Here is a 15,459-nt window from a genome sequence, read left to right on the forward strand (position 1 = left end):
CTAGAGAAAGCACTGATCACAATCTATTCGACACAAGAGATAGGGTAGCACTCAACATTTGATCTTATATTCCTCAAAGAATTAAAAGACAGGTTTGTGCATATGGGAGTTGGAACAAAACAACTTCAATCGAAAGTTAGATCTTCATCATCTAATAAAACAAGATAGTTAACTTTGTATAAAACAAAATTAATTATTCAGATCATTTGCCAGTAATTGTGCAAACCCCATTTTTACTCACTTTCAATGGATTTAGACCCAAATATCTAAAATCTATCCAAATATAGATCCTAAATGTGATCCTTTATCAAAAATGACACTATTTTTAGTCGCAAATCACGCCTGTAAGATACCAATAAGCGGCTTTTTGGTGTTTAGTTGCCCGATGGTAGCCAGACGATACTTAAATGGGCTTAGAATCGCCCTGAATGCGTTTTATGTAAGTGTATCTGTCAGTTTTTGTAGGGTTTGAGTATCAGAGGTTGGCATTCCTACACAGAACAGCTTAATCAATGTGATCGTGCAAGCTACAAAATTAATTATGTTTCGTTCACCCAACTTTGAAAATTACAACTCACAAAAATATACCTGTGGGTTAAATTTCATAAGAGCAAGAATACTTAGTTTTAAATTTACTTATTTCTCATATCGGTTACTAATTTTTTTTAACTCTCAGATTATTTTTGTTCAGCAACTACCAAAACAAGTTAAGCGAGAACAGCATGGAATTATAACTTTTAAAACAACCAAAATAATTCATTGATACTCAAACAGGATTAATCCCTCAATTTTGATCCTTAGCCGCTAATTTTTGGATCACCCAGATAACTTTATGTTCGAGTTTTACGATCAGTCGCTTTTAATAAAATTGTTCAATCGTCATCACTGTCAATACAGACCAATTATTAAAAGTGCTTCACTTACGTTCGTCACTAACGAAAACGCTTACGATCAAAAAAGAGCTCTTAATCTGAATGGGCTAAATTTTAAATAGGTATATAAATGGTTAAATATGGCTTTCGCCAAAACTCCCTCAACAAACCAGTTTGGTCGGTCGTTTATTATTTATCTTAAATAAATAAATTTTAAATAGGGCGAATTGAAGCATATTTTTGCATTGAAAACGCGGCAAAAGCGGCATGGTAATTTCGTAAAGTGGCATGACTGGTTTCACAGTTAGGCATGATTTTATCGTAAAGCGGCACATGTTTGTCGTAATTTGACACTAAAAAATCACAAAGAGGCATGAAATTTCGAGGTGTTTAAGATTGCTTTGATGTTGCTGATTACCTATTGGATAAATATTTTTCGTAATATTGAGTTTGTCTATTTTAAGCGATCTTCAATATTTCCTCATTAAAAGACAAAAGAAGCATTACTTGTTTATAACTTATTTCGCCTATAAAAACGATAATCGGCACATATTGGTTCTAAGGTTTATGCTTATCTTTGAAATAATTGAGCAGGGATATTCGCAACCATCAAAGATATTCAGTTGGTGATACTTGCGAACTACAAACTAAAACAAGACGGTCATGAAAGGTGATTACAGTGCATAACTTGTGTTAAATGGTATAACTATGATCAGGGTTTATTGAAAACCACGTAGTGCAATTGTCGCTTTAATTGCTGATTTAGATTCAGCAATAAAATGTATTTCTTTGCTAAAGTTAGCATTGTGCATTGTTATTAGGACGGCTTTTTTACTGTTTTTTAGTGCATTTAAAAGAAAATAATTTGTGTCATTAAGGTTTTTTCGCGCAGGTATATGATCAATACGAATATTAATATGTTCATCATTAACCCCTCGATTTAAGGAATCCCGCTTAAACTCACAAACACCAGTTACAAGGTCATTTACAAGATAATTGATCGCATCACTTTCTAGCATTGATAAGGTTTTGAATTTTGCTTTATCCTTGCAGCATGAAATTGATTTTTCGTAAATATTCAAATTAACTCACTTATTCTTATGGAATTTTAATAGTTTGTACGGTTACTTTTTATAGTTCCATTTACTCATTTTTTACAAAACCTCTCAACTTTCACTCTTGCTAATCAGAAAAATAAAGCTGAAATAATTGTTTAAAACATAAGAAGAAAAACAAAAAATGAACAATGTCCTGATGTGCTTGTTTGTAATAGAAATAAAATTATGTCCACTAGCAAGAGCTATTATTTGTGTAAAAAGACGAAAATATAAGAGATAAATGGTACTGAAAATGATGAAAGATACTAAAAGTAGGGGGTAGTGATCTGGCTGTGAGCTTATCTTTAACGTTCGCCTGGTACTAACTCTTAGTCAAGATATAATCCACCAGCCATTCTCAAATTGAGCATGGCGATCAAAGAGCATTACAATCCTATATTGTTTCATTTGATTAGTTAGTAATTAGAACTAGTGGTTAAGTTAGGTTTAGCTGTAACAAAATAGCCCTATCTTTAAATGAAAGGGCTTCATAGTGATTATGCGTTTAAGTCTGTTTTGAAATCGAAATCAGGCAAGTTAATGTATTCAATAATTGCAGACCAACAATTATCAAACCCATTACGTACTACAGCGTAAAATCCAGCATCATTATACAGTTCAATTTTATCTAACTGTATCGCAGTGGCCTTGTTACTCTCAGTTTTTACTTCTAGCTTCATTCCAAAGTATTTACCTTTTGCTACTTCAATATCTATATCAGGTGAGCCTGTTTTTTGCCCCTCAGCCAACATTTCCCAACCAACTGAATCATGCCTTAGACCACCATTAGGTACAGCTTTTGTTAGCTTATAAATATCAGGGTAGAAACGTTCTAACTCATAAAAAATACGAACTTGTATATAGTGTTCATAGTTGGCTTTTTTACCTTTTTTTTCTACTGTCTTTTTCCGTCCAGTCATTAAGGTTGGATCTTTGGCTAATTGAGCTAGTGCTATAACATGTGGTGATTTTGCCTCATAGCCTTTAACGCAAATTGTAGTAGCCAGTTCATCATCATCTTTGATATAGGTAACTAACCAGTCGGGTAGATATAAGGTATTAATCCCTTGCTTTAATACAGCTAGATATTTTCGTGATGGTTTATCCGTTCTATCATTTCCAATATGCCCACCAGCACCCATACCAACTTTTTCTTTGGCTTTTCTAATCCTTGCTACAGAAGTTGTACTGTCACGACCTTGTAGTGAAGACAAATCAAACTCACGACCACTACCACTTTTTATTCCACGATTTTTCATGTTCTGTTGCTTTTCTAGCAATTTATTTACTTCATCATTTGTTAGGCGTAAACCAGCCATATATATAATTCCATGTAGGTTTTTGGTTGTAGCCTTGTATTGTTAAATAATAAAAAAATGATTCAAGTCGCGCCTATGCTGTAACAAAATAAAGTGACTATTAGATTTACGTATCATGTTTTTAGTGGTTTATGATGTAAAAAGAAGAAGATGATAGAAATAACATTGAATAAAATTTTCCCATAAAAAAAGCCCGTTATTAACGGACTTTTTCATGTGGATTTACAAGGTGTAATCAGCTTCTATCATTATAAAATAACTCAGGTACATAACCACTTCTTGGCTCAAGTATGGACGATAACGTTTCTTCTTTTTTCAATAGCTTGTTTTGTCTATTCAGCTTTTGGCAGACCAACTTTAAACCGTCATTACCAGTAATTTGATACTTTATAGGTTCGTTAGATTTGAAAATATCATGGATAGTAATAGTGTCACCAATGGATAAATTGTAAATAGCTTCCGCTAATGCAACTTGAATTAATGGGTTTTCAGAGTCCAGACTATCTAGCTTACCAAGGGCGGAAAAGCGTTTATTAACTGCTATATTAGAATCAGAGTGACACGAACGATAATCAAGAATAGCTGTCTTTGTTAGCCAGTGATTATTTGAATCGAAAATAAGATAAATATCATCTAAAACAACAGGAATACCACCAGTCAAAACAGCTCTTGCTAGTGATAGTTTATTTCCATTTATAGTGATTGTTTTGATTAACTCACCTATACCAAGTTGACGATAAAGATCATTATCAGATGTGACTTGAGCAACACGCTTTTCGTAGATGTTTGCTTGGCTATCGGTCAGGAAGCATACTCTATTAATGCGAATATTATCCTCCCCAAACCAGCGTGTAATCGTCACGTTATCAGCATTATAATTAATAACAGGGTAGCAACCATGATCAACTTTAACCTTGCAGTAGCGAGGTGTAAATTCGCTTGGTATCTCACCATATTTTAGCATTTAGATAATTCCAGTTTTGGCTTTTCAAGATAATATCATTCTAAGTTTCAATCTCAATGTTTGCCGATACAAAAGAAGAAGTAATCTATTGTTATGGTAACATTGAGTCCTACAAAATTACTTTCTTATCCTGTTTATCATATGGTTCATTATGTCCCTACTTACAATTCCTCTACCATTCTTTAGTTATTCGGACGACAAGGAAGAATATAAATACCACGTTTCACAGCAGGGTATTGATGTGACATTATTCTTTGTTGAAACCAACCTTGAATACAAACGCTTCTTTGCTTGGGGAAGTACCCTTAAAAACAAAGAGCTTAAATAAGAATACTTTAGATATAAGTATAGCTCACCAGATGAAGTTATTGATCAAGCGTAATGAGTTGCAGCCAATCACTTTGTTATCAGATCAGGAACAAAGCGCGGCAAATGATATTGCCGTAATTAATGCTGATAAAACCATAAGAGAAACAGAAAAGAAGCGTTTAATATCAGCACGTATAGGGTAAGGTAAATATCGTTCTGACTTACTAATGGAGTGGCAAGGCTGTGCTGTTACAGGCTGTACAGACGAGGCTTTACTTGTTGCTAGTCATATAAAGCCGTGGTCACGTTCAACTAATGAAGAACGTTTAGACCCTAATAACGGTTTACTATTGGTCGCAACGTTAGATAAGGCTTTTGATCGTTATCTTATTAGTTTTAATGATGATGGAACGATACTTATATCTAAGGCTTTTAAAGATTACGCCTTAGTCGGTATTACTTCTGATGTAATAATCAAAACCAAACAAGCTCATGCAAAATACCTTGTAGATCACCGCCAGCAATTTGAGAATCTGCAAGCTATCTAGGTTGTAGCCGGATAAGCACCGGCTATTTATTGCATTGTTTTTGCAAACAACAAAAACGATTAGTATTCAGGGCTCTCACTTGGCAATTCAAATTTTTCTGGTATACCTGAGTCGATTGTAACCATGCCTTTATCTTGAAACTCAGTATTCCAAAAGACTTCTACCTCGATTTCTTCAAACGTATTTAAAGCATCGCCCCATGCACTACGCCATTCGTTGAAACATTCACCACGGAAGCTAGATTGCCACTTTTCAGTACGATCATCGTAGTACGCCTCCATTTCACCGACAGCATCACAGACAACTTCTTTAATGGACTCTTTCTTATCTTCAAACTGGCTTAATAATTCAGCCAGGTTATCTCCGTTCTCGTTCGTGGTTTCCTGTAGTAAGGTTTTCAGCTTTTCATCTAGTAGCTCTACAAGCTCATGAATACTTTCACCGATTTTATTTAGTTCATTGTTGTTTTCATCAATTTGACTGTATTCATCTAGTTTGCGCATTTAGTTAATTCCTATTTATAGAGTTGGGTGATTGGTGGTTTTAACTAGATATATCGCAATAAATATCACTGAGCAAGAGAAGTGGAAAATGGTTTAAAAATGGGAAATTAACCCAGAAAACATATTTTTGAGTTTTTATTTAACTTTGAGTCTCTATTTATCGTCCCGATAACTTTTTAAAGATGCTTTTTTTCATAAATAACTGCGGTGTAGTGAATTTTAGGGGAAAAATTTATTTACTTATTTGGGATTAGTTAACTGACTGCTTGCTTTTTCATCAATACGTTAAAACAAATTCGTAATCTAGCATCTTTTTACATTTGCTAAGTACCCGTATTTTTTGATTTCATTTATCAATTACTTACAATAATTTTGTCACATTCAAGAGTGTGGTGACATGGCACTATCAAGTATGCTTACTTATGTCATAATCAAGATTGAGCATGAATGGTATTTTCAACATTGTCTTTGGTTGTCCTATTCAAGATGTATATGTGTGACACTTTCCTTATTCTTAACAGCTAATAAACAGCTATAAACAATCAGGAACAGCTATTGAACAGTTAAAAACAATTAGTTGTTGTTAGCTGTTGGTCTTGTGAGATTTGATCGAGTAAGAGAGAAGTACAGAGGGGATAACAACGTCTTGTTTGTTTTTCTTAAAGCGAACGTTGCTGTAATGTTTTGACGAAAATCTGTGTGATTCTTTGTCCAGATGGTTAATTTTTAAATTAAAAGTTTAGAAATAATCAAAAAGCTCTGAAAATTGTTGCTATCTCACAATTTTTTTTCTATGATCTTCTTAATCCCGAAAGGGCGTGTAGGCATCGAGTGGTGTCGGCAGCACGTAAAAACCGCTTCCAAGGCGAAACTTGGACATAAAAACCGCTTACCTTGACAGGCGGTTTTTTTGTGCCTGAAATTCAAAGAAAGAGCTAAAGATTCTGCTCAATGATCGCTATTTGATCTTTTATTCTTTACAAATCAAATTACTTTTGATTATGATGTACGCTGATGCATGATATTACCAGCTACCAACTGTTCTTAATTCATGCATTGCTAATATCAATGTCAAGGAACTTTAAGAAATGTATATCCCACATAAGCTCTATCTAAATTACTCCATAGATCATTTAGTCACCGTTATTAACGCTTCCCCAAGCGATAATTTGGCTATTGATGGTGGTAATTTACATGATCACTTCTAGTTGCCTTTCAAACTATCAAGTTAATACCAGTAAACAACTAGCTACTACAGCTAAGTTTTTGAATGTTCATGCCAATGTTCAAAAGACTTTTACGGCCATTAGTTCATTTATTAACATGCACAAGGACGATGAATCATTCCTTAGTTGCACAGTTAAGGTTGATACGTTAGCGAAAAAGCGTGGTGTCAGTGTGCGTACAATCTTGAGACACACAAAGACTCTAGCAGAGAAAGGTATTATTGTTGTTATAACAAATAGCTCTCGCAATAACGCTGGCTTACCAGAGCGACTACCTAATTCATATCTTGTCATGCCTGATGTAATTGATTCTCTTATAGGGGATTACATGGCGCGTGTGAAGATAGTTAAAGAGAAAACGCTAAAACGAATAAAAGATATTCGCGATAAGGCGTTAGCTGTGATTGCGAAACGAAAAGAGAATGCCACTGTTAGTACCACTAGCGTATTGGATGATGATTCTGTTACGTTGTCACAAGAATGCAATAAGCAAGATAAAGAACTAGTACCAGCAGAGCCCGAATTAAGCTTGGACGATGCTATTATTTCAATTCATAACGATTTTGCTAAGTATGCAATATACGAAAATCGTGATCATGCTTTTTTAACACTCCCTAAATCTCATTTCATAGATACAAATAATGGCATTGTTTATAACGTTCTAAATAAGAACGAGCGTAATATTGCTGGCTTCATCAAAGGCAGCGATGGATATTACTCGCTACTAGAAATGACGTTGCTATATTTTGGTAATGTCACCGATAAAGCAGTAGATGAAATCAGCCCATTAGCTCAATCAATGATCGATGAAGTTAAAACCCTTTTCTTAGCTAAGTAGTTTTGCAATAAACAAAATCTATTTCTCTGTTTTAAATTTATTTAGTGTAATTGCGTGGTACGGAATTACTTAATTTTATATTTAAACACAGAACGTAATAACTGACGCTGGAACAATTTATTCTCTAACTTAAAGTATTCATATCGTTTTTAAATCTGGATTTTAATTATGGCCATGAATACTGCATTATTTATAGATGTTGAGAATGTTAAGTATCAACATGTAAGATCGCTGATTGCTTATTTATGTAAAAATGGGTGCGTTAGCGCACGGATAGCTATAGGTGCGCCAGAAAAATTCATAGATAAAAGATGGAAAGAAACTGCAATCAATAATTCTCTGGATTGTCGTTGTGTTTTCAGTATGGTGAAAGGTAAAGATGCAAGCGATCATGTATTAAACGTTGTTGTTATGGACTTCATTAACGATCCTAGAAATAACAATGTTACTAACGTTTGTATTATGTCGTCTGATAGCGATTTTGCTGCAATCAGAAATAAGCTAATTCAAAGTGGTTTGACTGTAATCATTGCTGGCGACCCCAAGATTAGTTGTCGGCAATTTGTTAGTAGTTCTGATAGTTTCGTAGATGTAACTAAGCTAGAAGCGATTAAGCCAAAGCAACCAGTCAAGCCAAAGCAACCAAAAGTACCTAAAGGGCTTCAAACGCACTTGGTTACTAAAGGTGAGGTTAACAGTATTTCAATTATAGATACTTGGCTTGAGCAGGTTAATAGCTTACCTCTTATAAGCCTTTTAAATTCAACCTTGGAGGTGGAAATAAGTACACCATTAGATTGCGCTCTTGCACGTATTGTTCATCGAAGACTTACAACAAAACAGTACATGCAATTGTCTAAAAATCCCAACTATTATCTTTGTGTTGCCATTTATATAAATCTGCATTCACGGACTCTAAAAGTTATACCTTTGGGCAACGATAAATATCGAATAACTAAAATAAAACAATGTAAAACAGATGGTTATCTGTAGTATGGTATTTATAAAGAATGAAACATGAAAGGCATTACATTGATGGTGATCAGTTATCACAAGAGATACTTCAACGCATTTTATCTCAAATAGGCGTAAAGGATAATGTTGCTATTACAATTGTGCATAACGGCACAATTGGTAGGCGCAGCGTGGCATTTTGTAATATGTGTAAAGCCACAGGGGTTGTACTGCTTGAAGCTCCCTTAATCAAAAATGGTACAGATTTTTATTTAATGGCATTAATTGGTGGTGTTATAGCAAAAAAAATATGATAGTGATATTTTCATTCACACAAATGACAAGGCATTAGCTAAAGCTGCAATTGATTATGGATCAATGAATTTGTATATGGTTGCACAAGTTTTTATAAATAAAGAACAAAAATATTTAAGTAATGAAAAGCCGAACCTTATCAGTTAACTGAAATTAACCTGGATTGCTGGTGGTCTTTTGATAATAAAAATGTCACTAACTATATTATTAGCTGACGCAATTTTGCAGTTACCAGTTAAAACCTATCGAATATTTCATATAAAAAAACAAATAAAATTTTTAAGGTAAAAACCGAGAATAGTGCTTCTAGATGCACCATAATTTCGCTAAATATGGATTTACAGGCGTAAAAAAGCCCGTCTTTTGGACGGGCATGTATAATTTGATCAGATAGAATTAGATAGTGATAAATTAAGCCAATAATTTTCTATACCGCTTTTTCAATTGGGATGCGGTTGTAGCTATAGAGCGATTAGATCGCACAATCCGAATATATTTTTTGTCTTGGCAAACAGGGTATTCGACCCATCTTTAATAGTTTTATCGCCATTGGCGAACTTGTAATGATACAGTTGACTATTGATATTAACAACTATATTAAAAATAAAAAAACCGAACTAAGTTCGGTTTCTATTCGTAAATTAACTGGCTATATTTTGCTTACTTCGTATCTTCATTATTTGATTGTATCGGTTCTACATCTTCTGGACGATCTACAATACGAGGTGCGAACATTGTTGTTAAAGTACCATCAATGATACCTTGGTTTAAAACAAGGTGAGGCTGCAACTCTGCTGCTCGTTGAGCTACTTGATTATTTTCCAGTACATCTTTGCGAGTGACACCAGTATGCTTCCATAGAAACGCGGAGTGATACATATTACGTAGTTCGTGGGCAAGACCACCGTTTAGTTTAATTGATGCATCGCGTGGTATAATTGCGTGTTGACGGCAGAATAGATTTTCTAATACAAACTGATCTACCTCTTTCACTTTCCAGAAAATATGTCGTCCAAAATCAGTCTTCAAGAAAACATTAAAAACAGGTGCGTTTTCATCTTTAGTTAACTTAGCACCAACACCACCGGTAAATTTCTCATTAACGGCAGTTTCTAGAACTTCACGACACTTCTTCATTAACGCTTCAAAACGATTAGAGGCTAAGTGTAAGTTATATAGTAATTGGTACGCATATGGATCATCATTACGCGCAGCCATTACTACGTTAGCTAACACATCATCCATTTTTGTTAGACCAATTTGACCGCGCTTGAGGATTTTACCTTTTTCATCTTTAGTTGGCGCGACACCCTTATATAGACCAATAGCATTATTGGAGTAAAACTGGATAGTAAGTTCACCAGTTTTATTCTTTACACGCGCATTACTGCCGCTTGCAACTGCTTTTTCTTCAAACAACGACATATCCCCAAAAATAAGGCTAGCCGTTTGGTTAGATAGGGCATCGGTAGTTTGGTCTAAATTATCGTTCATTTAACAATCCTTAGTTGGGTAGTGAGGCATATAGCCTCACTGATTTTAATTTTGATAGTTACAAAATTACTTTCTAATCTGTAACTTTAGAAATCTTCTAAATATGTTTTTTCTTCAAAATTATTATCACCCAACTTTTGTTTGTCGCATGATTTAGTCTGTTTTTTACGTTGTTCACGTTTTGGTGAGAGATCTATATAAGTAGGTTCGTCATTTAACCAGTAACGTTTTTGGCTAACAATCTTAAATGGAAACTGCTCGTTATATATAAACACAATGATTGGGGCTATACGCGCTTCATCTATAGCCCCTGTGCCGGTTATCATTCGTGATATACGAATCATTAAACGAACAAATTCTCGTGTACTGAACACGGAATTGTTAGCTTTTATTTGGTTCAATAATTCTGTTGTGATTAACACCTCGGTATTATCTGACATACGAGTACGGTTAGATGTTTTACTAATCGCCTTACCAGTAAGTAAGCTCAAGTTTCTTGCACGAATAGAAAACAATTCCTCAATAGTGGTTTGTGCCATACCAAGGTCAAGGCTTTCATCTATCAATTCCCAATCAGTTATAGCTTCTGAAAGTATTTGAAGAAAAAGCTCAGTATTTTCTGACAAGAACCATGCTCCACGGCTTGGCTTTATCTGACTAAAGCGATCTATAGCAATAAAAAAAGCGCGTTGATTCGATGAATCTAAAATTTGATCTGCTGAATCACTATTTATGCCGAACTCGTTTGTTTTCTCTTTTCTACGTTTATCTTGTAAGCTAACCAAGTATTCATTCATGACACTAGTGCTTAAAAGACTTTGTTGGCCTGATGATTGCGCATAACATGATTTTTTAGACATTGAAATTCCATTTAGCCTCTAAATTAGTCAGTCAAATCAGATAAATTAATGATATTTGTAACAAATTTAGTGCGGTTTTCTTCATCTAATAGTGGATCTGCGTCTGGATTAGGAAGATCAATCGAAGCCTCTTTTAATTGAGCGTAAGTTAAATCAAGGCTTTGCATTGTACGTACTAAATTAATCTCAAGATTAAACATTTCACTAAATTCCTTTGCGAGTCCAGCAGCGTTTGAACGATTAGCAACAACAAAACGTAGTGAGTTAAATATGTTTTGTGCAAATTGAATAGATGCCATTTTTCATACCTATAAATATTAATAAAATTCACGAAATGCTAATGCTAATTCGTCTTTTGTTCTCATTACGTTTCTTGCTGTCATGTACTCAAAAAGTGCTTTACGATCTGTTACGTCTTTCATTAACGTATCTGTCAGTGCTTTTAATTGCTCTTGCTTGAACATTCCAAGAAACTCACGTTTCAGTGCAATCAATACATCTGGTATGTTTGTATCAAGCGGTATGTTCTTATAAAGAGGGGAGCTAATTGCTAACTTCTTTATATAAATTAGTTCACGGTTATCAAGCAAAACCGCACTAATATCAATCAGTGAAAAATACAACGTTTGCAAGTTTACTAATAGCAACTGTTGTATATCTACGGACTGTTCTTTTATTGATTGTTCCCAAAGTGTTTCGGCCATGCTCGTTGTGAAATTCACATAAAAATGGCGAGGCATATCATCGGAATATACAACCATGTTTTCTAAAGCAGGGAATAGTCCTGTTATTACTTGTTGTAACTTTTCAACCTTATTTTTTTTCTCATTTTTTGATAATGAGCATTCACCACTAGCAATACGAATGTAACCCTCTAAATCAGCAATGGTTACAAATGTCTGTTTGGATATTAGGTCTTTAACTTTTGTCTGAGCTTGTAAATCTAATTTTTGTAGCTTTATCTTGGCCTCAGACCCTCTCCTTAAACAGTTACAGTAAAGTTTCTGATCTGAAAATTGATATAGAAACCCAAGATTATAGTTATAGCGGTACGACTGATATTTCATGGTAAATTCTGGCAACCCAGACCTACGCATTAATTCGATAAAACCAGTGTAACCAAATGAATTATTATTATTTTCAAACAGCTTAACTAATGCATAAATAGCACCAGCTAACCCTATCTTAGATTGCGATTCGCTTGTTGAGGTTAGTATTTTTATATCCTCGCATAATCGCGCCAACTCCGTCTTTGTATCGTTCATCATAACCTTGTTTTTAATTTACGGTTAAACTGACACAACGAACAATACGTGAGTAGGATCAAAATTCAATCGTGGGTTTATGCAAATTTGAATAAAACTTCATAATTCACGAAAAGAGACTTATTAAGAGGCGTTTTTTTAACCAGAAGAGTGTTTTTTGACAGTTTTAATATGTTGCTAAGGCTGAGTTATAGCGGAAAAGGTATAAGCACAAATTATGAATAAAAAATATCAGTGACAAATGTCACCGATAGACTCATTTTATGCTGCTTTATTGAGCTAATAAGACCCAAAACTTCGTTTTATGCGATTTACACGATCAGCATCGATTTTAGGTTTGGGTGTCAAATTAATGTCATTTTCTTGGGGCTGTTTGTTTTCAATTTGAGTCTGAGTAGGCTTCTGGATAGGTGTTTCATCTTTAATATACGTATTAGTTTGTTCTTCTTTTTTGTTATTCGCATTGACATTTGTTGAGTTATCAATCGAGGTTTTATCTTTATTAAGATTAACATTTTGAATAGTAAACAAGGCTAATTCAAGCAATAAAGCAGAACGAACGGAGCGGCTTGTAGTGGGAATTGCCCACCCAAGCCACCCTGCATTTTTAGTCACTTTTGCAAGATGTAAAATTACTTCTGGTGATAACTGAATATTATCAACGCTACCAGTTACAATAAAATTATGGAGTGATTCATTAAGGTTGTGTATTTGGATTGGTTTTTGTTTATTTGACATGAAATGCACCATATTGCGCCCATAAAAATGGGCGCATCATTATAATAATTATTATTTATATTTACGCATAGCTGACTTTGACCAACCATTACCGGCATCAATAGCAACAATAGTTTGGTTTGAATCTTGAATAAACTTTAATGCGCCATAAACTGCAGCCGTTGAATTTTGAAGACCATCGTTTTCTACGGATGGAAATACTTCACATAGTTCAGCGATACTTACGATCTCTTTTTGTTGATTAGAGAAGTAATTGCAAACAGCATCAACTACATCTTTATCGTTCGCACCACCACCACTAATAACAACACCAGAAAAATGACGGAAATCATCACCGTATTCTTGTGTTAACTCAGGCAAGATTGCATCAAAATGATCTTTAATAACGCTTCGTTTTTCGTCACTAAAGTCATATGGTGCGCTAGATAGACCACTATCGACAGCTACAGCTTCTTTCCATCCATTTAATACAGCAGTTTTAGTGATATTCTCATGTTTTAATGAGTTAGCGACAGTACGTATTGCTGCGTCCATACCAGCTTTACGGAAAGATAAGCCTTGGTTGTCACCTTTAGTAATACAAGTTAATTGGGTATCGCCAAAGCCACTTTGTAACAGCACTGCTTTTACAACTTCGTTAGGAATACTTTTAGTTACCGCATCAATTTCAGTTACAAAGACCAGCTTTTCTATCTCAATATGACACTGTTTAATATCTAACATTCGAGTGTCGTGAGTACGAAAGAAAATATTAGAGAATAAAGCACGGGCACGTTCTAGCGTTTCAGGTGTCGCATTATTTTCAAATTCATCACCTGTAAATTCCACAATAGTGTCGCTATTCACAACTAAAGCCAAGTTGATCTTGTGACTACCAGCACCAAGCTCAAGCACAAGGCGAGCAGCAATGGTACGAACCCAGTTCTCATTAGTAAAACGAGTACCAAACTCTCGTGATGCTTCACCTGCCGATAATGCAGCTTCACCAACAATAAATCCACGACGAGAGTTGTTTTCACCCTCAACGATCATTACAGAATTTTCATCTAGCATCTTACGAGCCCCAAGTAGGTTCGCTTTTACTAGTGATTGAGTCATACCTGATGTAGTAGAAAAGTTTTGCATTTTTGTAATTCCATTTTTTAAATTCAACTGCTTGGTAGAGCATTAACCAAGCAGTTAAAAACGCAACAGCAAAATTGCCGCTGCTTAGTGTTAGTAATATTATAGTAATATTTAACAAGGTCAATTAAAAAGAATAACTGTAAATCATGACTGCTTATTTATTATCCTATTTTTGTATAAACACATGATGTTAAAAGGTTTAGTTAAAATCAAAAAAAATCGCCTTGTTATAGGCGACTTGAGTTGTAACATTACTATAATTTTTAAATAATATTGCTACGTGCAATATTAAGGGATAATAGTAAAAAGGGATGGTTTGACATACTTTGAGTTTTCTGCCGCTTTTACTAAGGAATTTCTCTTAAAATAAACGCCTCGTAAAGTAATGCTTTCACCACCATGCTTACTTACAACAGCCTCACGACAAGCGTTTGATTTGTTATCAAGGTGAAGTAAACGAGCGTTCTTCAATTCCGTAATAACTCTCTCTACTCGTTCAAGCTTGATTTGATCACTATTACTTTCGTTATATGCTGAGATAGCACTCCATAGGCAAACAAACCAACCATTCTTTGTGTTGTAGCAATAGTTAGATTGCGATGTAAGTTTGTTATAACGAATGCTGCCACCAGCAATACCATTATCTAACCAGTCAATTAGTTGCTCACGTTGTTTAATATAATCGGTGCGTTCCACAGTCTTTCGGTTACGCGAGTTGGCATCTGCTAAAAACAATTTATCAATGTCCATGTCTTGTTTAGAGTTGGTGACGATGTTGGTATCACATCTAGCTGTATCAGCAAATATGGCATCAATAGCATCGGCACTACTATGCGTTACGATTGATAGTTCAGGAGTGTCTTCTTCTAAGCCTTTATCTTTTAATTCTTTATTGGAAATAATATTCCCTGGTGTGTTTTTTATTTTAGGCTTTTGAAATTTGACGTTATCAATATTAATTAATTCGTCAGTGGCAGCAGTATCAACCTTGTTATCATTACCAAGTATTGAGGCAAAGTCTAAGGCGTTATT

General features: G+C 34.6%; 17 protein-coding genes. 6 read left to right on the forward strand and 11 right to left on the reverse strand.

The annotated features are described in order from the left end of the window. Window positions 1–1,591: 1,591 nt before the first annotated feature. The 3 genes from BTN98_RS18540 to BTN98_RS18550 all read right to left on the reverse strand — a co-directional run bounded on the left by BTN98_RS18540 (window position 1,592) and on the right by BTN98_RS18550 (window position 4,252). Entirely contained in the window at window positions 1,592–1,954 is a 363-nt protein-coding gene (locus tag BTN98_RS18540; RefSeq protein WP_146107047.1) for a hypothetical protein, read from the reverse strand. 512 nt (window positions 1,955–2,466) lie between these two features. Continuing rightward, window positions 2,467–3,288, reverse strand: a complete 822-nt coding sequence (locus BTN98_RS18545) for a PDDEXK family nuclease (RefSeq protein WP_065190149.1) — start codon at window positions 3,286–3,288, stop codon at window positions 2,467–2,469. Between the two features lie 235 nt (window positions 3,289–3,523). Beyond that, window positions 3,524–4,252: a hypothetical protein gene (locus BTN98_RS18550; RefSeq protein WP_065190150.1), complete on the reverse strand. Its 729-nt coding sequence runs from the start codon at window positions 4,250–4,252 to the stop codon at window positions 3,524–3,526. 151 nt (window positions 4,253–4,403) lie between these two features. Here BTN98_RS18550 and BTN98_RS20420 point away from each other — a divergent pair, with 151 nt between their 5' ends. The 3 genes from BTN98_RS20420 to BTN98_RS20735 are packed head-to-tail and all read left to right on the forward strand — an operon-like array spanning window position 4,404 to window position 5,109. Continuing rightward, on the forward strand, window positions 4,404–4,580 hold the full coding sequence (locus BTN98_RS20420) for a hypothetical protein (RefSeq protein ID WP_156674916.1): 177 nt from the start codon (window positions 4,404–4,406) through the stop codon (window positions 4,578–4,580). Window positions 4,581–4,611: 31 nt separating this feature from the next. Continuing rightward, the gene (locus BTN98_RS20730) at window positions 4,612–4,764 is read left to right on the forward strand and encodes a hypothetical protein (RefSeq protein WP_156674917.1); all 153 of its coding nucleotides are present in this window, start codon (window positions 4,612–4,614) and stop codon (window positions 4,762–4,764) included. Between the two features lie 24 nt (window positions 4,765–4,788). Next, a complete protein-coding gene (locus tag BTN98_RS20735; protein ID WP_065190151.1) occupies window positions 4,789–5,109 on the forward strand; it encodes an HNH endonuclease in 321 nt (106 codons plus the stop codon). 59 nt (window positions 5,110–5,168) lie between these two features. Here BTN98_RS20735 and BTN98_RS18560 read toward each other — a convergent pair whose 3' ends face one another. Further along, on the reverse strand, window positions 5,169–5,612 hold the full coding sequence (locus tag BTN98_RS18560; RefSeq protein WP_065190152.1) for a hypothetical protein: 444 nt from the start codon (window positions 5,610–5,612) through the stop codon (window positions 5,169–5,171). 1,194 nt (window positions 5,613–6,806) lie between these two features. Between BTN98_RS18560 and BTN98_RS18565 the strand changes: the two genes are divergently transcribed. The 3 genes from BTN98_RS18565 to BTN98_RS18575 all read left to right on the forward strand — a co-directional run bounded on the left by BTN98_RS18565 (window position 6,807) and on the right by BTN98_RS18575 (window position 8,944). After that, on the forward strand, window positions 6,807–7,676 hold the full coding sequence (locus BTN98_RS18565; protein ID WP_065190153.1) for a helix-turn-helix domain-containing protein: 870 nt from the start codon (window positions 6,807–6,809) through the stop codon (window positions 7,674–7,676). Window positions 7,677–7,844: 168 nt separating this feature from the next. Beyond that, window positions 7,845–8,669 (forward strand): NYN domain-containing protein, encoded by an 825-nt coding sequence (locus tag BTN98_RS18570; protein WP_065190154.1) that lies wholly within the window; start codon window positions 7,845–7,847, stop codon window positions 8,667–8,669. 17 nt (window positions 8,670–8,686) lie between these two features. Then, on the forward strand, window positions 8,687–8,944 hold the full coding sequence (locus tag BTN98_RS18575; protein WP_065190155.1) for a hypothetical protein: 258 nt from the start codon (window positions 8,687–8,689) through the stop codon (window positions 8,942–8,944). A 661-nt stretch (window positions 8,945–9,605) separates the two neighbouring features. Here BTN98_RS18575 and BTN98_RS18580 read toward each other — a convergent pair. The 7 genes from BTN98_RS18580 to BTN98_RS20430 all read right to left on the reverse strand — a co-directional run. Next, on the reverse strand, window positions 9,606–10,439 hold the full coding sequence (locus tag BTN98_RS18580) for an AcaB family transcriptional regulator (protein ID WP_065190156.1): 834 nt from the start codon (window positions 10,437–10,439) through the stop codon (window positions 9,606–9,608). Window positions 10,440–10,525: 86 nt separating this feature from the next. Next, window positions 10,526–11,299, reverse strand: coding sequence for a hypothetical protein (locus tag BTN98_RS18585; RefSeq protein WP_065190157.1), 774 nt, complete (start codon window positions 11,297–11,299; stop codon window positions 10,526–10,528). A gap of 23 nt (window positions 11,300–11,322) precedes the next feature. After that, the gene (locus BTN98_RS18590) at window positions 11,323–11,598 is read right to left on the reverse strand and encodes a hypothetical protein (RefSeq protein WP_065190158.1); all 276 of its coding nucleotides are present in this window, start codon (window positions 11,596–11,598) and stop codon (window positions 11,323–11,325) included. 18 nt (window positions 11,599–11,616) lie between these two features. Continuing rightward, complete coding sequence (locus BTN98_RS18595) at window positions 11,617–12,567, reverse strand: hypothetical protein (RefSeq protein ID WP_146107048.1); 951 nt, start codon at window positions 12,565–12,567, stop codon at window positions 11,617–11,619. Between the two features lie 276 nt (window positions 12,568–12,843). After that, complete coding sequence (locus BTN98_RS18600) at window positions 12,844–13,302, reverse strand: hypothetical protein (protein ID WP_065190160.1); 459 nt, start codon at window positions 13,300–13,302, stop codon at window positions 12,844–12,846. Between the two features lie 51 nt (window positions 13,303–13,353). After that, the gene (locus BTN98_RS18605) at window positions 13,354–14,427 is read right to left on the reverse strand and encodes a hypothetical protein (protein ID WP_065190161.1); all 1,074 of its coding nucleotides are present in this window, start codon (window positions 14,425–14,427) and stop codon (window positions 13,354–13,356) included. Window positions 14,428–14,715: 288 nt separating this feature from the next. Beyond that, the coding region (locus tag BTN98_RS20430) for a hypothetical protein (protein WP_167390213.1) at window positions 14,716–15,459 on the reverse strand (744 nt) is incomplete at its 5' end.

This window comes from Photobacterium aquimaris (genome assembly GCF_002954455.1).
In the GTDB taxonomy this organism is placed as follows: domain Bacteria; phylum Pseudomonadota; class Gammaproteobacteria; order Enterobacterales; family Vibrionaceae; genus Photobacterium; species Photobacterium aquimaris.